The organism is Allobosea sp. RIT-PG3_2 (assembly GCF_057321085.1).
On record NZ_JBXWCA010000001.1, the window covers coordinates 914,151 to 934,913 of the forward strand.

The following is a 20,763-nucleotide window of genomic DNA, read 5'->3' on the forward strand; positions in this document are numbered from 1 at the left end:
CGCCGCTCAGTTCGTCGACCGGTTGATGCCAGGCTCGTCGATCATGTTGTTCTCGAGCCCCCATTTCTTGAAGATCGCGGCATAGGTGCCGTTCGCCTTCAGCGCCTTGATGCCGTCGAGCAGGGCGGCGCCGAGCGGCGAGCCCTTGGGCACCACGGCGCCCTGGAACAGGTCCTGGAAGCCGTTCGCCTTGCCGATCGCGGCGAGTTCGAGATCGCCCTTCGCCTGCTGGACGAAATAGCTGAGCGGCGCCTGCGACGAGAAGAACGCGTCGGACCGGCGCGAGCGCACGGACAGGATCGAGGTCGGCTGGTCGGTGAAGGACATCACCTCGAGCGCCGGCTTGCCCTCGGCCGCGCATTTCTCGGCCTGTGCCTTGATGACCTTCTCGGCCGAACCGGCGGACATCACCGCGATCTTCTTGCCGCAGCTGTCCTCAAGGCTGGTGATACCCTTCGGATTGCCCTTCTGCACCGCGAAGATCACGAATTCGCGGACGTAGTCGACGAAGTCGTTCGCCTCCTGGCGCGTCTTGAAATCGCCGATCGGCCCCATGGCGAACTGGAAGCGCCCGGCCGCGATGCCGCTCAGCGACGAGGCGAGGCCGTTGACCGTCGCATGCTCGATCTTGACGCCGAAGAGCTCACCCAGCGCCTCGGCCAGATCGGCGCTGGCGCCGATCATCTTGTTGGTGTCCGTCACGATCTCGTAGGGCGGGAAGGAGCCGTTGTTGACCGAGGTCATCTTGCCGGCGCTGCGGATGGCTTCCGGCAGCTTGGCACGCAGGGTCTCATCCACCTTCTGCTTCGGGATCTGAATGGATTGGTCTTGCGCCTGGGCCGCCCCCTGCATGAGCGCTACGGAGAGCGCAACGGCACCGGCCAATTTCACGATCGTCTTCATGGCGACATTCCCCTCGTCGTTATGTCTTTGATCAGATGGCGCCGCTCAGGCGACGCGCTCCGGCTCGGCCAGCTCGCCGGCGGCCGGGAACAGCGTCTCTGGCGTCAGATCGGTCTCCGCGAGCTCCTGGATCCGCAGCTGATCGAGAAACGCGGCAATCATCACCCGGTTCGGGCCGAGACCGCTAGCGTTCCAATCCGCCGGGAGATCATGTCCGCTGCGCACCAGTTCATCGATCAGCCAGGGCGTGGTGTCGGCGTAACGGCGGCGCTTCTCCAACCAGACACGCTGGCTCTCGTCGAGCAGATCGCTGAGCGCCTGCGGCAGCCAGGGATCGCGCGCCGCGACCTCGGGCTTGAGCCCGATGATGTGCATGCCCGGCACGTAACCGACCTTGTCGAAATACCCCTTCTCGGCCGCGCGGATATCAGGCAGCAGGGCGCGGAACGGCGAACCGGGCGAGAAGAAACCCTTGGGCATGAACGGCATCAGGACGGCGTCGATCTCGCCCGCCGTGAGCAGGTCGAGCAGCGGCGGCTGGCCCGGCAGCGCCTCGATCCGGCCGGGCCGCGCATAGCGCCCGACACGGTCGGTGATCGGATGGTCCGCGCCAAGGCGGCTGACCGCCCAGAAGGCGTCCTCGATGCCGACGCCGGATTCGGCCAAGGCGGCCCGCGTCCAGGTGTTGCCGGAATCCTGCCAGCCGGCGATGCCGATGCGCCTGCCGCGCAGATCCTCGAAACGCTTCAGCGGGCTCGCCGCCGTGGTGACCACGCAGCGATGCCGGAAACCGCGCATGATGAAGTTCGGAATGCCGAAGACGCCGGTCTCGCCGCGTGCCTTGCCCGTGGTGTAGCGGCTGAACGAGATTTCCGAGGCGTCGAAGCGCGGATCGCTGGCGAAATCGTCCGGCAGGGCTGCCAGCCGCTCGATCTTCAGTTCGAATTTTTCGGGGACGAGATCGCCGAGCAGCAGCGGCGTGATGAAGTCCCAGTCGCGCAGGGCCAGCCGGATAACAGGTTTCAACACACACCTCGTTCCAAGCCTTGAATATGGCGAGATTAAATGTTCACTTTACCTGATCAATCGATATTACGTTCCTGAACATTCTTTTCTGAATCTGATGACCAGCGAAACCGACGCAACCTGGCTGGCAAGCCGCCTGACGCAACGCACAGCACGCGGGCTCGCGCTGGAGGTCAGCGGCCTGATCCGCTCGGGCGCCCTCCCCGTGGGCCTCCGGCTGCCGACCGTGCGTGACCTTGCCTTCCGGCTCGGCGTGAGTCCCGGCACGATCTCCGAGGCCTGGAGCGAGCTGAAGCGGCAGAAGATCGTCTCGGGCCGCGGCCGCGGCGGCGCCTGGGTCAGCGGCGACAGTGCCACTCCGCGCCCTTCCCGCATGGGCAGCGTCGCGCATTTCGCGCCTGATGTGCTCGACCTCTCATTTGCCATTCCCGATGCCGGCCTGCTGCCGCCGCTGCGCGAGGCGCTGTCGCATGCGGCCGGGGCCGAGAACCTGAACAGCTACGAGCGCACGCCGATCCTGCCCGCGCTGCGGGGCGCGGTCCTGCCGCAATGGCCCTATGCCCCCGACGCCTTCCTCGCCACCAATGGCGGCTACAACGCGGTCTACTCGGTTCTCCATGCGACCGTGCTGTCGGGGGCTTGCGTGGCGATCGAAGACCCCACCGCGATGCGGCTCCTCGACATCATCGAGGATCTCGGCGCGGAAATCCTGCCGATCGGCTGCGATGCGGAAGGCCCCCTGCCCGATCAGCTGGCGGCGGCGCTGGCGCGGCGTCCTGCCGCCTTCATCTTCCAGCCGCGCACGCATTCCGTGACCGGCCGGCATGTCAGCGGCGGGCGCCTGCAGGAACTGGCTGCAGTGCTGGCCGGCAGCGAAACCCTGGTGATCGAGGATGATGGCGTCGGCGATGTTTCGGTTCACCCGCCGATCAGCTTGGGAACGACCATGCCGGAGCGGGTCGTCCATATCCGCTCGTTCTCGAAGTCGCTCGGGCCCGATCTCAGGATCGCCGTGCTGTCGGCGCCAACCAACATCATCCGGCAGATCCAGTCCTATCGCAGCTTCTCGTCGGGCTGGACGAGCCGGCTGCTGCAGGCCGCGACCGCCTGGCTGATCGAGGATGCGGCGACGGCGCAACACGTCGCCAAAGCCCGCGCGATCTATGCCGAGCGTCGGCGGACATTGCTGGCCGGCCTGGCGGAGCATGGCGTCGCCATGCCGGAGACCGATGGGCTCTGCATCTGGATCCCCGTCGAATCCGAGCAATACGCGCTGGTGACTCTGGCTGCCCATGGCATCGCCGTCCTGCCGGGCAGCAAATGCTCGCTGCGGCCGACCGAGCATGTCCGGCTGGCCACGGCGATTTTGGCTGATGGGCATGAGCGGGTCGCGGCCGCTGTGGCGCGCGCTGCGCGCCGCAGCGATTGAGGCCGGCCGGCGCAAGCCAACCGACCCTACACCCCAACTGGCTCAGGCGCCGGGCTTGGTCCCGTCAGTCGCGATATGCCGGATCGCGATGCGGTCGAACCGGGGCTCGGTCTCGCCCTGCTGATGGGTCTCGATCTCGCCATCGCGCACGCTGAAGCGGAGCACGGCCCCGCCGGCCCCACGCCAGTCACTGGTCTCGCCGTCATCCTCGTAGAGTTCGCCGCTGGCGCCCTCGACGACACCGCAGACGAGGATCTCGCGGAGATCGTCGATGCCCTCGGGATTGCCGAGCGGGATCAGGGCCCCGGCCCGGGCGAAGACCGGCAGGCGGCCGAGCGGGGCCGCGACCGTCACGACCGCGCCGCCCGCGAAATGCTTGCCGGTATGCCAGTCGTACCAGCCGCCATCATGGACCGGCAGGTAGACGCTGCGCTCGCGGGCGCCTTCCTCCAGCACCGGCGCGACCAGCACATCCGGGCCGAGCATGAAGGCATCGTCGGTCTTCACGGCCGTCGCATCCTGCGGGAAGTCCCAGAGCAGCGGGCGGATCGCCGGCGTGCCATCGCGGCTCGCCCGCCACATCAGCGTGTAGAGATAGGGCATCAGCCGATAGCGCAGCGAGATGGCCTCGCGCACCTGCGGCACCATCTCCGGGTACATCCAGGGCAGGTTGACGACGCCGTCATCGTTCCAGGAGTTCATGACCATGCGCGGCCATAAGGAGCAGAACTCGTTGAAGCGCACGAAGAGCTCGGGGCCGGGCGTCGGGCCGTGGAAGCCGCCGACATCGTGGCCGATGCTGAATAGGCCCGACAGGCTCATGTTGAGCCCCTGAGTTAGATTGTAGCGCAGCGTCTTCCAGGCGGTCTCGTTGTCGCCCGACCAGGTCTGGGCGTAGCGCGAGATGCCGGCGCAGCCGCCACGCGTGATCGCATATTGCCGCTTGCCGGGCTGGCGCTCGGCCTGCGCCTCGTAGGAGAGCTTGGTCATCAATAGCGGCTGCGCCGGGCGCGCCAGCGCCTGCCGGAAGGGGCGGCCGTCGCCGTCGCAGACGGCGTCCTCGTCCCAGATCTCGTATTCGTTGTTGTCGTTCCAGACCGTGGTGAAGCCGTAATCGAGCAGCGCCGTCTCGATGCCGTTCCGCCACCAGGCCCGGCCCTTGGGGCTGGTGTAGTCGAGGTGGAAGCCCAGCCCGTCCCAGAACTGTGCGACGGCCGGCTCACCGGTCTTGCCGTCCTTCACGAGGAAGCCGTCGTCCAAAGCCTCCTGCAGGCGGGGGTGGTCGTCGAGCAGGCAGGGCTTGAGATTGGCGACGGTGAAGATGCCGACATCGTTCAGGCGCTGCATCGTCGCCTTCGGATCAGGGAACTTCTGCCGGTTCCAGTTGAAGGCGTAGCGGCGATGGCCGATCTGGGTATAGCCCGAACCGAAGTGGAAGCTGTCGCAGGGGATGCGATGCGCCTCCAGCTTGCCGATGAAGTCGCTGATGCGGGCATCGGCGTCGGGTGCGTCGGCGATCGCCATCGAAGTCACACCGAAGCCGAAGGACCAGAGCGGCGCGAAGGCCTGCCCGCCGGTCAGCCAGGAGAAGCGCCTGACCACGTCCGGCACGGTCGGGCCGGCCATCACGTAATAGTCGAGGTCGCCATCGTCGCCTTTCCAGGAGCGGAACAGGCCGTGGTAATTGTCGAGCGTGCAGCCGAGATCGACGCTGCCGGTCGAGAGGTTGTCGTAGAAGATGCCGTGCGCGCCGACCGGCCCGTCGACGATGAAGAAAGGCAGCATCTTGTAGAGCGGGTCCGACAGCTCCGCGTCGAAGCCGCAGGGATCGACCGCATCAATGGCGAAACGGCGACCGGTGCGATCGAGCGGGCCGGCCTTGTCACCGAGGCCGTAATGTCGCTCCGCATAATCGCGCGCCATGAAATGTGCGAGCGCGCCGGTGCGCGGCGAAACCAGATAGGCCTGCGTCGTCCGGTCCTGCAGGAAAGGCTTGTCCTCGCCGTCACGACGCCAGGCGATGCCGAAGGGCGCAAGCGTGACCTCGGCCGTCAGCCCGCCGGCCGAGAGAACCACCCAGCCCTCGCCGGTGCTGACCTTGGCGCTCGGGCAAGTGAAACCGGAGAGATCGTCGCGCGGACGGCCCTCATAGGCCGGCTCCAGCCCGCCGGGCGCGATCGACCAGCCACGGTCGAGCCGGTAGCCGTCCTGCGGCTTCAGGGTGACACGGCCGATATCGCCTTCGAGGATGCGGACGGCGAGCGTGTGGCCGAGCCCGACATCGAACAGGGCGGCTTCGCCATCGCGGCCGAGATAGCGGCCTTGCGTGAGGGCTTTCATGGAATGGTCTCCGAATACCTTGATCTCACCCGCGCCGTCATTCCGGGGCTTCGCATAGCGAAGAGCCCGGAACCCAGAACCGACATCGGCGCCGCAACTGTCGATCGGTCCGATCCTCTCCCGAGAGGGATCGGTTCTGGGTTCCGGGCTCAGGCCTTCGGCCTGCCCCGGAATGACGGAGCAAATCTTCAAACCCTGACCGCTTTTCCCGCCTCGTCGAACAGGTGCAGCTTCTGCTGAGGGAAGGCGAGCGGGACCGTATGGCCGCGCTCGTGCTCGCTCTGGCCGTCGAGCTTGAGCGTGATCTGGGGCAGGCCGGCAGCCAAGCCATAGAGATAGCTCTCGCCGCCAAGCCGCTCGACGAGCTCGATGGCGAGCGGCAGGCCCTGCCCTTCCGGCGCCAGCGCGAGATGCTCGGGCCTGATGCCGGCCGTCACGGCTGCGCCGGCGGTAAGGCCGCCGGTCGCGCAGGCGATCTCATATCCATTCCCTTGGCCGTCCTCGCCGAGCGCGACCCTGCCGGCCGCGGTCACGCGGCCCGGCAGCAGGTTCATGCGCGGCGAGCCGATGAAGCCGGCGACGAAGAGATTGTCGGGCCGGTTGTAGAGTTCGAGCGGCGTGCCGACCTGCTCGATCCTGCCGCCATGGAGCACGACGATGCGATTGGCGAGCGTCATCGCCTCGACCTGGTCGTGAGTGACGTAGATCATCGTGCCGCCGATCTCGGCGTGGAGGCCGGCGAGTTCCTTGCGGGTGGCGACGCGGAGTTCCGCGTCGAGATTTGAGAGCGGCTCGTCGAAGAGGAAGATCTTCGGATCGCGCACGATGGCGCGGCCGATGGCGACGCGCTGGCGCTGGCCGCCGGAAAGCGCCCTGGGCTTGCGCTCGAGATAGTCGGTGAGGCGCAGCATCGCGGCAGCGCGCCTGACCCGCTTGTCGATCTCGTCGCGCTTGAAGCCCATATTCTCCAGCGCGAAGGCCATGTTCGCGTAGACGCTCATATGCGGATAGAGCGCATAGGACTGGAACACCATCGCAAGGCCGCGCTCGGACGCCGGCAGACCGGTGACGTCGGCGCCGTCGATCGCGATCGTGCCGCCGGTAATCTCCTCCAGCCCCGCGATCGAGCGCAGCAGCGTCGATTTTCCGCAGCCGGAGGGGCCTACGAAGACGACGAACTCGCCGTCGGCGACGTCGAGGTCGATGCTGTGCAGCACCGTCGTCGCGCCATACGCCTTGCGGACGCCGGAGAGGCTCAGTCCCGCCATTATTTCATTCCCGTATTGGCGATGCCGGTGGTGATGAAGCGCTGCAGGAAGACGAAGACGAGCGCGACCGGCAGCAGCGTCACCACGGTCATCGCCAGCAGGTAGTGCCACTGCGTCTGCAACTCGCCCTGGAAGGCGTTGAGGCCGATCTGCAGCGTGTAGGCCTCGGTCTTGGTCAGCACCGCGAGCGGCCAGAGAAACTCGTTCCAGCGCCACATGATCGAGAAGATCGCGAGCACGGCCAGAGCCGGCATGGCGAGCGGCATGACGATGCGCCAGTAGATCTGCCACTCCGAAGCCTTGTCCATGCGCGCCGCCTCGATCAGGTCGCGCGGCAGGGTGAGCATGTACTGGCGCAGCAGGAAGACGCCGGTCGGCGTCGCCGCGCCGGGCAGGATCACGGCCCAGAGCGAATTGACGAGGCCGAGCTTTGTGATGACGAGATAGACCGGCACGAGGATGATCGTGATCGGGATCATCAGCGTGCCCACCACCATCAGCATCACCGCCGTCTTGCCACGGAATTCGTAGATCGAGAGCGCATAGGCCGCCATCGAGTTGATGATCAGCGTGATGATCGTCGCGACGACCGTGACGAAGACCGAGTTCCACAGGAAGCGCGTGAAGGCGAAGCGCTCCAGCGGCTCGGTGTAGTTCTCCGTGGCGAGCTTGAATTCGCGCACCGGAGTGCGCTTGTCGATCGGCACGCGGATCGTCTCGCCCGGATTGGCCGGGTCGACCATCTGCGCCTGAATGCCGATGCGGCGCACCTGCGCCAGCACGCGCTTGCTGCCATCGGGCATCTCGACCTCGAAGAGCGGCAGCCTCTGAGTCTGGCCGGGCACCACGACCTCCTTCTGCGACATCGGCAGCAGCGAGGGCGGGAATTCGAGGAGGCCGGCCTGCGTCTTGAACGAGGACATGCCGAGCCAGAGCACGGGGCCGAACATCAGCACGACGCCGAAAGCGAGGTAGGCATAGGCCGCGATATCGGTCCAATGCCAGCGGCCCGGCTTGCGGCGGGCGGTGGCCAAGCGGGTCACAAGACTCATGCGGCCCCCTTGCGGCGGCTTGCCGCGAGCTGGGCCAGCGTCAGCGCGAAGAGCACGACGCCGAGCACGACGGAGGCCGCCGCCGCCAGGCCGAAATTCTGGACCTGATTGGCGAAGGCCGTCTCGTAGATGTAGTGCACCACCATCAGCGTCGCGGTGCCCGGCCCGCCGCCCGTCAGCACGAAGACCTCGTCGAAGGTCTGCACGCCGCGGATCAGCGCCAGCACGATGACGACGATCATGTTGGGCCAGAGCAGCGGCAAGGTGATGCGCCAGAACATGCGCCAGCGCGGCGTCGCATCCATCTCTGCGGCTTCGTAGAGATCGGCCGGGATTGCCTGCAGGCCGGCAAGCAGGATCAGCGTGTAGAAGCCCATATGGGCCCAGATCGAGACGAAGACGATCCAGAACATCGCCCAGCTCGGATCGACCAGGAAGAGGATGCGCTCGCCGCCGAGCGAGGTGATGCCGGCGTTGAGCAGTCCGTCGCGCTGCAGAATCCATTTCCAGGTCAGCGCGACCACCACCGGCGAGAGCAGAACGGGAAAGAAGTAGACCGCCCGGAAGAAGCCGCGCGCCCTGATCTTCATGTTCAGCACCACCGCCGTCAGCAGCGAGAACAGCACCATCGCCGTGACCTGGAAGGCGGTGAAGCGGGCGGTGTTGTAGACGCCGCGCCAGAAATGGTCCTCGCGGCAGGAGCTGGGGTCGAGGAAGGAGCCGCAGTCGAAGAGATAGGCGTATTGCTGCGCCCCGACGAAAGGGCGCTCGGAGGGGAAGAGCCCCGCCCCGCCCGTCACCGAGAAGATGAAGTTGATGACGAGCGGCAGGAAGACGAAGAGCGAGAAGAAGGCGAGGTTCGGCAGGAGGAAGACATAGGCCATCCGCCGCTCGCCGATCGCGCGCTGGAGCGCGCGCATCGGCCAGTCGACGAAGCGCATCAGCAGCGCGAGCGGCGCGGCAAAGATGCCAGCGGCGCCCGCGCCACCCTGGCGCGGGTTCGGATCGGCGGAGGCCATCCGTCTTACTTCTTGCGCTCGGCGATCTGCTGGGCGATGTCGGATTCGATCCGCTTGAAGGCGTCGTCGAGGCTGCCTTCACCCGAGATCGCCTGGCCGAGACGGCTGATCACCGCGTTGAAGATGACGCGGTTGTTGACGTAGCCCTGCAGCTTGTAGGCGACCGGCGAAAGCTGCGCGACCTGATCCGAGAAGACCTTCAGCGCGGCCTTGGCCTGCGGCTTGGCATCCTTGTAGTCGAGGCCCTTGGCGGCGATGCCGAGATGGCCGGGAACGAAGAGCGAGCGGGCGTAGAACTCGCTCAGCACCGGCTCGCTCGCCAGATAATCCATCACCTTGGCGACCGCTTCCGGACTCTTCGTCGTCTTGATCGCGACGAGGCCGGCGCCGCCCGGCATGCCCGAGCAGTTCGCCGCGCCGCAGGGCGAGGGAACCGCGACCCAGTCGAAGGCATCGCCGACCGTCTTGTCGAACTGGGCGATCTGCCAGGAGCCTGAGTGGTACATCACCACCTGGGCGTTCTTGAACTCGTCGTTGGCGCCGCGATAGGCCGTGCCGGAAACCGAGCCCCAGAGCTCCTTCTTCATCACGCCGTTATTGTGCCAGTCATAGACCAGCTTGGCGGCGCGCTTGAAGCCGTCGTCGATCACGGCCGGCTCGCCCTTGTCGTCGAAGACCTTGGCGCCTTCCGAAACCGCGACCGAGAAGAAGCGGTGGCCCGAGCGGTCCATCGCCAGCGGGAACGGCGCCTGCACCTTGGCGGCGACATCCTTCACCGCCTTGCCCCAGTCCTCCCAGGTCGCCTTGGCGCCGGGCATCGCGATGCCCGCCTGCTCGAACAGCGTCTTGTTGACGAAGGGGCCGGTGACTGTGAGCTGCGTCATGAAGCCGGTGATCGCGCTGGAATCGCCCTCGGGGCGCATCCAGGGCAGGAACGGCCCGAAATTCTTCTCCCAGTAGGAGGCGTCCTTCAGATAGGGGCGCATGTCGAGCGCGTAGCGGGCGATGCCGCCGAGATCGACGACGCGGGCGATGTCGGGCCCCTGCCCCGAGGCGAGCTGGACCGGAAGGTTCTCGGTGATCGCCTTGTAGGGCACCTGGTCGAGCACGACCTTGATGTCCTTGTTCTCAGCCTCGAAGCGCTTCAGCAGATCGGAGACGACCTCGCCCTCGTTGCCGTCGGAATACCAGGCGATGCGCACCGTGGTCTGGGCGAAGGCCCCGCTGCCGGCGACGAGGCCGACCGTCAGCGCGAGCGCGGAAATCCAGTGCTTCCTCTGCATCTGCGTTCCATCCCTGAATGATCGCGACGCCTCAACGAGCGTCTTGACAACCACTAAGGCAAACGTTTGCCTTGCTTGTCAACGGGCGAAGCGCACGCCATTGCTGCGCTCATTGGCCGATGCCACCTGCCAGTGAAAACCACCGCGCGTATGGACTGGGGAGGATAATGACGGCGAAGGCCGCAAGACCGCAGCAGGCAAGACCGGGGCAAGGCGGGATTTCGCTCGCCACCGTCGCGCGCGACACCGGCGTCTCGGTCGCGACGGTTTCCCGTATCGTCAACGGCAAGAGCGGGCGGGCCTCGGCCGACACCATCGTTCGCGTCGAGGAAGCGATCGCGCGGCTGGGCTATCGACCCAACCCGGTCGGGCGTGCACTCAAGCGCCGGGCCAGCCGCGTCGTGGCTATGCTCGCGCCCAATCTCGACAACCCCGCCATGGCCGCGATCGCGGTCTCGACGGAGGCCGCGCTGCGCGATGCCGGCTTCGTCATGATCCTCTGCGACACGCATGATCGCGCCGATCTGCAGGATGACTACCTGCGGGCGATGCGCGACCAGTTCGTCGCGGGCTACGTCATGGTCAGTGCGGTGCGCAGCCCGGGCCTCTCCGATGCGTTGAAGCGCGGCGACCCGATGGTCTTCGTCGCACGCCGAAACCCGCTGGGCGGCGGGGCTTATGTCGGCATCGACAACCGCGCCGCCGGCGCGGATGCAGCCGACTATCTGCTCGCGCGCGGCATCGAGAGCACGGCCGTGCTGATGGCCGCAGAGAATGCGTCCAGCACCGCAGAGCGGGCAGCCGGCTTCATCGACAGGCTCCTCGCGCGCGGCTTTGCCGCCGACAGGATTCGCCGGGCGAGCGCGCCCGGGCTGTCGCATATCGAGATCGGCTACGCCGCCGCAAAGAACATGGTGGATGAAGGCGGCTGGCCGGACAGCGCGCTGTGCGTCAGCGACATGATCGCCTATGGCGCCTATCGACTGGCAGCCGAAAGTAGCGTCGCCATTCCCGAGCGCTGCGCGCTGATCGGGATCGACGGGAATGCGATCAATCGCTGGATCGCGCCCTGGCTGACGTCGATCCGGATTCCCTATGAGCACTTCGGTCAATATGTCGTGGCGCAGCTGAGGTCATTGTGGAGCGGCGCGCCGACGCAGGAGGTCAACGTGCCCCATGATCCGCCGCTCGTGATCGAAAGCCCCGGCGTCTAATACTCGGGTCGCCGTGCACTCACGGCAGCGGGCGGAGCGCGACCAGCGGCTCTTCCGCCGTTCCGCCGAGGATCAGCGCCGCGAAGGGCACCTCTCGCGTCGACCCACCATCAGCCAGCACGACCATGCCGACGTTGCGGCCATCGAAGCGCACATCCTTCACCCGCACGCCGTCGCGTTGCCCGCGCACTTTCGCTCCGACAATCTTGCCGATGCGCCAGTGCTGACCGCCGGATGCCGATCCCGCCGACGGGTCCGCAGCAGCCTCGCTCCGGTCGGAGGCGCCGCCGGCTGCGGCCTGGTTTGTCTGGGCTGCCGGCGTCATGTCACGTCCGTATTCTTGATTGAGCGACGGTCCGGCGCCTGGAGCGGGAGACGGGGCCGCGGCCACGGCAGGGTCGGCCCTGGATGGTGTCGCTCCCGAACCCGTTCCCTGCTGCGGCGCCATGCCGGTCGAACCCGAACCCGTCTCCGCCTTTTCGGCAGCATCGGATGTCTTGCCGGCGGCACGGCTTTGCTCCGCTTCCTGCGCAGTATCCAGCGACGGGCGGGTCGCCGGCTGCTGATCCGGGCGTGGCTGCTCGGGCCTGCCGGAAGCAGGCGGTGTGCTCGGTGAAACCGGAATCAGGCTGCTCGCGGTTTGCCCCGCCTGCTGATTCGCGCCTGAGACTGGCGGCGCGCCGGGCATCGGTGCCGGCCGCGGCGCCTCGGGATGGTATTCGCGCAGCTTCTCCAGAACAGCTTCCCTGTCGCCGAGCTGGATAGCTCCGTCGCGCGGCGGCGGCACCTCGCCCAAATCGACCACGTTCAGCTTCTGCCCCAGCCCGAGAACCCCGCCCCGGCCGACGATGATCTGCGCCAATCGGCCATCCGAGGTCACGATCACGTCATGCAGCGTGCCGATCTCGGCCTTACCGGCCAAGATCTTGAAGTCCTTGATCTCCGTGAAGGAGACCGAGGGTGCTTGAGCCCATGCTGGCGGAGCGACAGCTATCGCAGCGCTTCCAAGAATCGCGAGATATTTCAGCATGATGGCCTCCTCATCGGGCGACGACCGCCTCGCACGGAGGACTCGACGGGAAACGCACCGCCAGCCGCGCTGTTCCGACGGCGAAGGCGTACGCCCAAAGTCTAGCGCCGCGACACTTTGCCCAATGAAGCGGCAGCTTGACGGCCTTCCGGCAGGGTTTCACTATTCTAAACAGGAACAAGGCGTTCTTGTTCGCCTGGGAGGTTGAGATGCTGCATGAGCTCTCGCGCCGCCAGTTTCTGAAAGCCGCAGGTGCGGGTCTGGGCGGCTCTGCCGTCGCCGCGCTCGGGTTTGGTGGTGCCGAGGAGGCACTCGCCCAGGCCGTGCGGCCCTTCAAGCTGGCGCGCACCACGGAAACACGAAACACCTGTCCGTACTGCTCCGTCGCCTGCGGCGTGATCATGTACAGCCTGGGCGACAAGTCCAAGAACGCCCACCCGGCGGTCATCCATATCGAAGGCGACCCGGACCACCCCACCAATCGCGGCACGCTCTGCCCGAAGGGTTCCGCCCTCCTCGATTTCGTCCATTCCGAGACGCGCACCAAGTTCCCGCAATATCGCGGCCCCGGCGAGCGCCAATTCCGGCAGGTCAGCTGGGGCGAGGCGCTCGACCGCATCGCGCGGCTGATGAAAGACGACCGCGACAAGAACTTCATCGCCACCAACCAGGACGGCGTGACCGTCAACCGCTGGCTGTCCACCGGTTTCCTGGCGGCGTCGGCGACAACCAACGAAACGGCGTTCCTGACCTACAAGGTCGTGCGAAGTCTTGGGGTCCTGGCGTTCGACAACCAGGCGCGCGTTTGACACGGACCGACGGTGGCCAGTCTGGCCCCAACATTCGGTCGCGGTGCAATGACGAACTCCTGGACGGACATCAAGAACACCGACCTCGTCATCATCATGGGCGGCAATGCCGCCGAGGCGCATCCGTGCGGGTTCAAATGGGTCACTGAGGCGAAAGCCCAGCGTGGCGCCAAGCTGATCGTCGTCGACCCGCGCTTCACGCGCTCGGCCTCGGTCGCGGATTTCTACGCGCCGATCCGGCAAGGCACTGACATCGCCTTCCTGCTCGGGGCGATGAAGTACTGCATCGACAACGACAAGATCCAGCATGACTACGTGCGCGCCTTCACCAACGCGCCCTATATCGTGAAGGAGGGCTTCGGTTATCAGGACGGGCTGTTCACCGGCTATGACGAGGCCAAGCGCGACTACGATCGCTCGAGCTGGGAATACGAGCTCGGGCCGGACGGCTATGTCCAGATCGACGAGACGCTGCAGCACCCGCGCTCGGTGTACCAGCTGCTGAAGAAGCACATCGCGGTGTATACGCCGGAGATGGTGGAGCGCATCTGCGGCACGCCGAAGGACAAGTTCCTGGCGATCTGCAAGATGATCGCGGAGTGCTCGGCGCGCGACAAGACGATGACGTCGATGTACGCGCTCGGCTGGACGCAGCACTCCAAGGGCTCGCAGAACATCCGCTCGATGGCGATGCTGCAGCTCCTGCTCGGCAATATCGGCGTGCGCGGCGGCGGCATGAACGCCCTGCGCGGGCACTCCAACATCCAGGGACTGACCGATATCGGCCTGATGTCGAATCTCGTCCCGGGCTACCTCACGCTGGGGACCGACAAGGAGGTCGATTTTTCGACCTACATGTCGACGCGAGGCTTCAAGCCGCTCAGGCCCAACCAGATGAGCTACTGGCAGAACTACAAGAAGTTCATGGTGAGCTTCCTGAAGTCGATGTGGGGCCCGGCGGCGACGCCGGAAAACGAGTTCGCCTATCAGTGGCTGCCCAAGCTCGACGTGCCCGGCTACGACGTGCTGCGCACCTTCGAGCTGATGAACCAGGGCAAGGTGAACGGCTATTTCTGCCAGGGCTTCAACCCGCTGCTGTCCTTCCCCAACCGGGGCAAGATCACGGCTTCGCTGTCGAAGCTGAAGTTCCTGGTGGTGATGGACCCGCTGCAGACGGAGACATCGCGGTTCTGGAAGGATGAGGGCGTCCATAACGACGTCAAGCCGGAGTCGATCCAGACCGAGGTCTTCGAGCTGCCGACGACCTGCTTCGCCGAGGACGAGGGCTCGCTGGTCAATTCCGGCCGCTGGCTGCAATGGCACTGGCCGGGACAGGAACCTCCGGGCGAAGCCAAGCCCGACACCTGGATCATGGCGCAGATCCATATGCGCCTGCGCGCGCTCTACCAGAAGGAGGGCGGGGCCTTCCCCGACCCGATCCTCAACCTGCACTGGCCCTATCGCGATCCGCAGGACCCGCAGCCGGACGAGATGGCCAAGGAGATGAACGGCTACGTCGTCTCGACCGTCACCGACCCGGTCGATCCGACCAAGGTGGTGCTGGAGAAGGGCAAGCTGCTCGACACCTTCGGCCAGCTGCGCGACGACGGCTCGACGGCCTGTGGCTGCTGGATCTATTCCGGCAGCTGGACCGAGCGGGGCAACATGATGGCCCGGCGCGACACCAGCGACCCCGGCAATACCGGCGCCTATTCGAACTGGGCTTTCGCGTGGCCGGCCAACCGGCGCATCCTCTACAACCGCGCCTCGGCCGATATCGACGGCAAGGCCTGGGATCCCACGCGCAAGCTGATCGAATGGAACGGCACGGCCTGGACCGGCTACGACGTGCCGGACATCGCGCCGACCGCCAAGCCGCGGGATGTCGGCCCGTTCATCATGAACCCGGAGGGAACGGCCCGCCTGTTCTCGCGCGGCATGATGAAGGACGGCCCCTTCCCGGCCCATTACGAGCCGTTCGAAAGCCCGATCGCCAACGTGCTCGCCCCGAAGATCCGCGGTAATCCCGCCGCGCGCATCTTCAAGGACGACCTCGCCGCGCTCGGGACCTCGGACAAGTTCCCCTATGCGGCGACCTCCTACCGGCTGACCGAGCACTTCCACTTCTGGACCAAGCATGTCTGGGTCAATGCGGTGCTGCAGCCTGAATTCTTCGTCGAAATCAGCGAACAGCTGGCAGCGGAGAAGAACATCAAGGTCGGCGGCTGGGTGAAGGTCTCCTCGGCGCGCGGCGAGGTCTATGCCAAGGCCGTGGTGACCAAACGCATCAAGCCGCTGATCTGCGACGGCAAGACCGTGCATGTCGTCGGCATCCCGCTCCATTGGGGCTTCACCGGTGCGGCCAGGAAGGGCTTCGGCCCCAACAGCCTCACCCCGTTCGTCGGCGACGCCAACATCGAGACGCCCGAATTCAAGGCGTTCCTGGTGAATGTCGAGCCGTCCAACGGGCCGGCCGTGAGCTAGGGAGGGTCCGATGGCAGGATTGCAAAGTCAGGACTTCGCCCGCATCTCGGCGACCACGTTCAGGCCGCCGGATGTCCGCCATGATTTCGAGGTGGCGAAGCTCATCGACGTCTCGAAATGCATCGGCTGCAAGGCGTGCCAGGCGGCCTGCCTCGAGTGGAACAATCTGCGCGAGGAGGTCGGCTACAACCGCGGCGTCTATGACAATCCGCATGACCTGACGCCGAACACCTGGACGCTGATGCGGTTCACCGAATGGGAGAACCCGGAGAGCGGCAATCTCGAATGGCTGATCCGCAAGGACGGCTGCATGCACTGCGCCGACCCCGGCTGCCTCAAGGCCTGCCCCTCTCCCGGCGCGATCGTGCAGTACAACAACGGCATCGTCGACTTCGTCTCGGAGAACTGCATCGGCTGCGGCTACTGCGTGAAGGGCTGCCCGTTCAACATCCCGCGCATCAGCCAGACCGACCACAAGGCCTACAAGTGCACGCTCTGCTCGGACCGGGTCTCGGTCGGCCAGGCGCCGGCCTGTGCCAAGGCCTGCCCCACCGGCGCCATCGTCTTCGGCACCAAGCAGGCGATGCTGGATTATGCGCAGACGCGATTGACGGATCTGAAGTCCCGCGGCTTCAAGAATGCCGGCATCTACGACCCGCCGGGCGTCGGCGGCACGCATGTGATGTATGTGCTGCACCATGCCGACAAGCCGCAGCTCTACGCCAACCTGCCGCAGAACCCGCGGATCAGCCAGGTCGTCGAGCTCTGGAAGGGGCTGACCAAATATGCCGGCATGGCAGCCATCGGCTTTGCCGCCACCTTCGCCTTCGTCCATGGCATCGTGGCACGACGCAACGATGTCAGCCGCGCGGAGGATCGAGAGGCCGAGCATCTGATCGACGAGGAGGCTGCCCGTGGTCGTGAGGCGTGAAGAGGAGCGCACGACAGTCGATCGCTATCCCGGCCGCGTGCGCGTCAACCACTGGGTCACCGCGATCTCGCTGATCCTGCTCGCGATCAGCGGTGCCGCGCTGTTCCATCCTTCGCTGTTCTTCCTGTCGAGCTTCTTCGGCGGCGGCTCCAACACGCGGGCGCTGCATCCCTGGATCGGCGTCGTGCTGCTCGCCAGCTTCGCCATCCTCTTCGTCCAGATGGTCAGATACAATTTCTGGACGAAGGTCGACACGCAGTGGATGCGCCATATCGGCGACGTGATGTCCGGCCATGAGGAGAACCTGCCGGAAATCGGCAAGTACAACGGCGCACAGAAGATCGTCTTCTGGCTGATGACGCTCCTGATCCTCGTCCTGTTCGGGACGGGTATCATGATCTGGTACGAATATTTCGGCGCGACCTTCACCATCGAGCAGCAGCGCTTCGGCCATATTCTGCATGCGCTGGCGGCGATCGCGATGCTGCTGGTCGTCATCGTCCATATCTATGCCGGCTTCTATGTGCGCGGCACCATGAACGCGATGACCGAAGGCAAGGTGACGGGCGGCTGGGCCTTCCGCCACCACAGGCTCTGGCTGCGCAAGGAAGCGCGCGAAGGCGTGATCGACGAGCGACAGGTGCCGCCGCGCCGCCACAGCCCCGGCGCGGCCGAATAAGACCCGTTGCGGCGCGGCTCAGGCCGCTCCGCCTCCCGTGACCCGTGCGGTTCGAGAGGACCAGGATGAGCAATGTTCCGGGCTTCGATGCCCTCGAAAATGTCGGCATCGCCGAGCGCGACAAGCCTCCCTTCGTCAGATTGCCGAAGCCCGAAACCCTGTTCGGCCTGAGAGCCATGCGCTTCGCGGCGCTGGCGCCAGGGCACCAGCTCGAAGCCTACCTCGCCTTCCTCGCCGAACTGTCGAAGATGCAGGACAGGGTGGTGCATGAACTCCCGTCCCCTGCCCTGCCGCCCCTGACCGAGATGCGCCAGCGCGCCGGCCACGCCATGCCGATCCTGCCGCGCGAGGGGCTCGCCGACGAACCGGCCGCCTCGGAGAGCTTGGCACGACTTACCGCGCTGCTTGCCGATGTGGCGATGCCGGACCTGGCCCGCGCCGCGCTCGAACGTGCCCGTAATGCGACCGGTGAAGAGCGTCAGGCGATGTTCGCCGCGGTGCTGGCGGACGCCGTGCCGGTCGAGACGGTGGCCGAGCATATCTTCGCCGCCGCAGCTCTTCAGGTCGTTGCCGCCCGGCGCGCGGCGCAGCTCAATCCGCTGCTGCCGCAGCCGGTCGCGGACGGGGTCTGCCCGTGCTGCGGCGGACCGCCCGTCACCAGCACGGTGGTCGGCGACGCCAATATCGAGGGCGTGCGCTATGTCCAGTGCTCGCTCTGTGCCACGCAATGGAACCATGTCCGGGTGAAATGCGTCTCATGCGGATCGACAAAGGGCATCGCCTATCAAGCGATCGAGGGCATTGCCGACACGATCAAGGCGGAAACCTGCGACGAGTGCCGGACCTATGTGAAGATCCTCGAGCAGCGCAAGGATATGGAGCTGGAACCGGTCGCGGACGATGTCGCGAGCCTCGGCCTCGACCTGTTGGTGACCGAGGCCGGCTGGCGACGCGCAGGGGTGAACCCGTTCCTGCTGGGATACTGATTTGTTGGTCTGCCGTGGAACCACTGCCGTCATCCCGGACGGAGCAAAGCGGAGATCCGGGATCCATCGTCGGGCTCCGCAGCCCTTCGATGGATCCCGAGGCAAGCCCGGGATGACGGTCGTGTTTCATCGCAACACGAGCAGAGTAATCAAGCGTCTCCCGGAGGGAGCCTGATGAACAAACCCGAACGCTTCCGTCCGCCATCGGTCGATACCGTGCTGCGCAGCGCTGGTGGCGAGCTCGCCATCGCAAGCCATGGGCGGATGTCCGCAACCGATGCCGTGCGGCAGGTGCTGGACCGGCTGCGTGCCGGTGGCCAGCCGATTGGGGGATCTGTCGAGCAGATCGGCCGCATGGCGCTGGACTTTCTGGAAGAGCGCGGTCGGCCCTCGCAACGCCCGGTCATCAACCTGACCGGCACGGTGCTGCACACCAATCTCGGCCGCGCGCTGCTGGCGGAGGAGGCGATCGAGGCTGTCGTCGCCGCGATGCGCGCGCCAACCAACCTCGAATACGAGATCGAGGCCGGACAGCGCGGCGAGCGCGACGCGCATGTGCGCGGTCTCATCCAGGAACTGACCGGCGCGGAGGACGCGATCCTCGTCAACAACAACGCCTCGGCCGTGCTGCTGGTGCTGAACACGCTCGCCCGCGAGCGCGAGGCCATCGTCTCGCGCGGCGAGCTGATCGAGATCGGCGGCGCCTTCCGCATGCCCGATATCATGGCCCGCGCGGGGGCCGTGCTGCGCGAGGTCGGCACGACCAACCGCACACATCCCAGGGACTATGCCGAGGCCATCGGCCCGCAGACCGGGCTGCTGATGAAGGTCCACACCTCCAACTATGTGGTGCAGGGCTTCACGGCCGAGGTCGAGCCGGCCGAACTCGCCAAGCTCGCGCGCCAGCATGGCCTGCCCTTCGTCGACGATCTCGGTTCCGGCACGCTGATCGACCTGTCCCGCTGGGGCCTGCGCCGCGAGAAGACCGTGCAGGATGCGCTGAAGGGCGGCGCCGATCTCGTGACCTTCTCGGGCGACAAGCTGCTCGGCGGGCCGCAGGCCGGCATCGTCGCCGGCCGCAAGGACCTCATCGCCAGGCTGGCGAAGAACCCGCTGAAGCGGGCGCTGCGCCTCGACAAGCTCCGGCTCGCTGCGCTGGAGGCGACGCTCAGGCTCTATCGCGATCCCGACAGGCTGGCGGAGCGGCTGCCGACGCTGAGACTGTTCACGCGAACAGCTGCGGATCTGCGTGCTTTGGCGGAACAGCTGCAGCCGCAAGTCGCGGGTGCGCTTGGCCCAGGCTGGGTTGTCGACATCATCGATTGCGCCAGCCAGATCGGCTCCGGCGCGCTGCCGCTGGAGACTTTGCCCAGCGCCGGGCTCGCGATCCGCCCGGCCGGCAAGGCTGCCGGCTCCGCCGTCGAGAAACTGGCGGCCGGCTTTCGGGCCGTGCCGGTGCCGGTCATCGGCCGGATCGCGCAGGGCGCCCTCGTCTTCGACCTCCGCTGCCTGGAGGACGAGGCGCTGTTTGGCGCGCAGATCAGTGCCCTCAAGCTCGAGGGTGGCGATGGGCTGGCTTGACCGACTGCTCGGGAAGGCGCCGGCCGGCGGTGACAACGTCGCTGCCGCGATGGCGCGTGCCACCGAGGCGGTCGGGCGCGGCGACCATCGGGCCGCGCTCGCGATCTGGGGGCCGCTCGCGCATGCCGGCGTCGGGCGCGCGCAGAACAATATCGGAGCCTGCTTCGCCGAGGGGCTCGGCATCGAGCGCGATCCGGCACTGGCCGTGCGCTGGCTGACGCTTGCGGCCGAGGGCGGCGACCCGGTCGGGCAGCGCAACCTGGCGGCCCTCCATTTCAAGGGCGAGGGCGTCGCGCAGAGCGATGACGAGGCCCTGCGGCTCTATCGCCTCGCCGCCGAGCAGGGCGACGCGCCGGCGCAGGACATGCTGTCCTGGATGTTGCTGGAAGGCGGCCAGATAGCCGATCGCGACGAAGCGCTGCGCTGGGCCAAGGCGGCGGCCGAAGCTGGCATCGCCACCAGCATGACCCGGCTCGGCATGATGCATCACGATGCGCTCGGCGTGGAGCGCGATCCAGGCCTCGCCGCGCATTGGTGGCAGCGCGGCATGGCGGCGGGCGATCCGGATTCCGAGGCAATGCTCGGCGCCGCCACTCTGCTCGGCCAGGGCGTGGCGCAGGATGCGGAACGCGCGCTCGCCCTGCTGCTCTCGGCCGAGGGCAAGGGCAGCCTGCTCGCGGCGCCCTTCATCAAGGCTGCGCGCGCCGCCTCCCCGGCGGAGGCCTGAGC

At 66.5% G+C, this 20,763-nt stretch carries 16 protein-coding genes; 8 read left to right on the forward strand and 8 right to left on the reverse strand.

Translation table 11 applies throughout. The features are described from left to right. Nucleotides 1-6: 6 nt before the first annotated feature. Both AC2FAN_RS04115 and AC2FAN_RS04120 read right to left on the reverse strand, forming a co-directional pair. Nucleotides 7-852: an ABC transporter substrate-binding protein gene (locus tag AC2FAN_RS04115; RefSeq protein ID WP_485173050.1), complete on the reverse strand. Its 846-nt coding sequence runs from the start codon at nt 850-852 to the stop codon at nt 7-9. A gap of 96 nt (nt 853-948) precedes the next feature. Further along, complete coding sequence (locus tag AC2FAN_RS04120; RefSeq protein WP_485172806.1) at nt 949-1,929, reverse strand: substrate-binding domain-containing protein; 981 nt, start codon at nt 1,927-1,929, stop codon at nt 949-951. A gap of 97 nt (nt 1,930-2,026) precedes the next feature. On the opposite strand from AC2FAN_RS04120, the gene AC2FAN_RS04125 reads away from it, so the two are divergent. Then, the gene (locus tag AC2FAN_RS04125) at nt 2,027-3,358 is read left to right on the forward strand and encodes an aminotransferase-like domain-containing protein (protein WP_485172807.1); all 1,332 of its coding nucleotides are present in this window, start codon (nt 2,027-2,029) and stop codon (nt 3,356-3,358) included. A 42-nt stretch (nt 3,359-3,400) separates the two neighbouring features. Here the strand turns inward: AC2FAN_RS04125 and AC2FAN_RS04130 are convergent, their stop codons facing one another. The 5 genes from AC2FAN_RS04130 to AC2FAN_RS04150 form a co-directional block, all read right to left on the reverse strand. Continuing rightward, on the reverse strand, nt 3,401-5,698 hold the full coding sequence (locus tag AC2FAN_RS04130) for a glycoside hydrolase family 31 protein (RefSeq protein WP_265052677.1): 2,298 nt from the start codon (nt 5,696-5,698) through the stop codon (nt 3,401-3,403). A gap of 188 nt (nt 5,699-5,886) precedes the next feature. Beyond that, entirely contained in the window at nt 5,887-6,969 is a 1,083-nt protein-coding gene (locus AC2FAN_RS04135; RefSeq protein WP_485173051.1) for an ABC transporter ATP-binding protein, read from the reverse strand. Further along, entirely contained in the window at nt 6,966-8,018 is a 1,053-nt protein-coding gene (locus AC2FAN_RS04140; protein ID WP_476806837.1) for a carbohydrate ABC transporter permease, read from the reverse strand. The genes AC2FAN_RS04135 and AC2FAN_RS04140 overlap by 4 nt, the downstream gene beginning before the upstream one ends. Beyond that, nucleotides 8,015-9,037, reverse strand: a complete 1,023-nt coding sequence (locus AC2FAN_RS04145) for a carbohydrate ABC transporter permease (protein WP_485172808.1) — start codon at nt 9,035-9,037, stop codon at nt 8,015-8,017. The genes AC2FAN_RS04140 and AC2FAN_RS04145 overlap by 4 nt, the downstream gene beginning before the upstream one ends. 5 nt (nt 9,038-9,042) lie before the next feature. After that, complete coding sequence (locus tag AC2FAN_RS04150; RefSeq protein ID WP_485172809.1) at nt 9,043-10,320, reverse strand: ABC transporter substrate-binding protein; 1,278 nt, start codon at nt 10,318-10,320, stop codon at nt 9,043-9,045. A 167-nt stretch (nt 10,321-10,487) separates the two neighbouring features. Between AC2FAN_RS04150 and AC2FAN_RS04155 the strand changes: the two genes are divergently transcribed. Then, on the forward strand, nt 10,488-11,534 hold the full coding sequence (locus AC2FAN_RS04155) for a LacI family DNA-binding transcriptional regulator (protein WP_485172810.1): 1,047 nt from the start codon (nt 10,488-10,490) through the stop codon (nt 11,532-11,534). A gap of 19 nt (nt 11,535-11,553) precedes the next feature. Here the strand turns inward: AC2FAN_RS04155 and AC2FAN_RS04160 are convergent, their stop codons facing one another. Further along, nucleotides 11,554-12,396 carry a hypothetical protein gene (locus tag AC2FAN_RS04160; RefSeq protein ID WP_485172811.1) on the reverse strand — a complete coding sequence of 281 codons (843 nt, stop codon included), beginning with the start codon at nt 12,394-12,396 and terminating at the stop codon, nt 11,554-11,556. 377 nt (nt 12,397-12,773) lie between these two features. Between AC2FAN_RS04160 and fdnG the strand changes: the two genes are divergently transcribed. The 6 genes from fdnG (at nt 12,774) to AC2FAN_RS04190 (ending at nt 20,761) form a co-directional block, all read left to right on the forward strand. Continuing rightward, a complete protein-coding gene (gene fdnG / locus AC2FAN_RS04165; RefSeq protein WP_485172812.1) occupies nt 12,774-15,857 on the forward strand; it encodes a formate dehydrogenase-N subunit alpha in 3,084 nt (1,027 codons plus the stop codon). Nucleotides 15,858-15,867: 10 nt separating this feature from the next. Then, nucleotides 15,868-16,788: a formate dehydrogenase subunit beta gene (gene fdxH / locus AC2FAN_RS04170; protein WP_265052669.1), complete on the forward strand. Its 921-nt coding sequence runs from the start codon at nt 15,868-15,870 to the stop codon at nt 16,786-16,788. After that, on the forward strand, nt 16,772-17,467 hold the full coding sequence (locus AC2FAN_RS04175) for a formate dehydrogenase subunit gamma (protein ID WP_485172813.1): 696 nt from the start codon (nt 16,772-16,774) through the stop codon (nt 17,465-17,467). The genes fdxH and AC2FAN_RS04175 overlap by 17 nt, the downstream gene beginning before the upstream one ends. A 65-nt stretch (nt 17,468-17,532) precedes the next feature. Continuing rightward, on the forward strand, nt 17,533-18,453 hold the full coding sequence (gene fdhE / locus AC2FAN_RS04180) for a formate dehydrogenase accessory protein FdhE (RefSeq protein WP_485172814.1): 921 nt from the start codon (nt 17,533-17,535) through the stop codon (nt 18,451-18,453). A gap of 174 nt (nt 18,454-18,627) precedes the next feature. Continuing rightward, the gene (gene selA / locus AC2FAN_RS04185; protein WP_485172815.1) at nt 18,628-20,034 is read left to right on the forward strand and encodes an L-seryl-tRNA(Sec) selenium transferase; all 1,407 of its coding nucleotides are present in this window, start codon (nt 18,628-18,630) and stop codon (nt 20,032-20,034) included. 49 nt (nt 20,035-20,083) lie between these two features. Then, the gene (locus tag AC2FAN_RS04190; protein WP_485173052.1) at nt 20,084-20,761 is read left to right on the forward strand and encodes a tetratricopeptide repeat protein; all 678 of its coding nucleotides are present in this window, start codon (nt 20,084-20,086) and stop codon (nt 20,759-20,761) included. Nucleotides 20,762-20,763 lie beyond the last annotated feature (2 nt).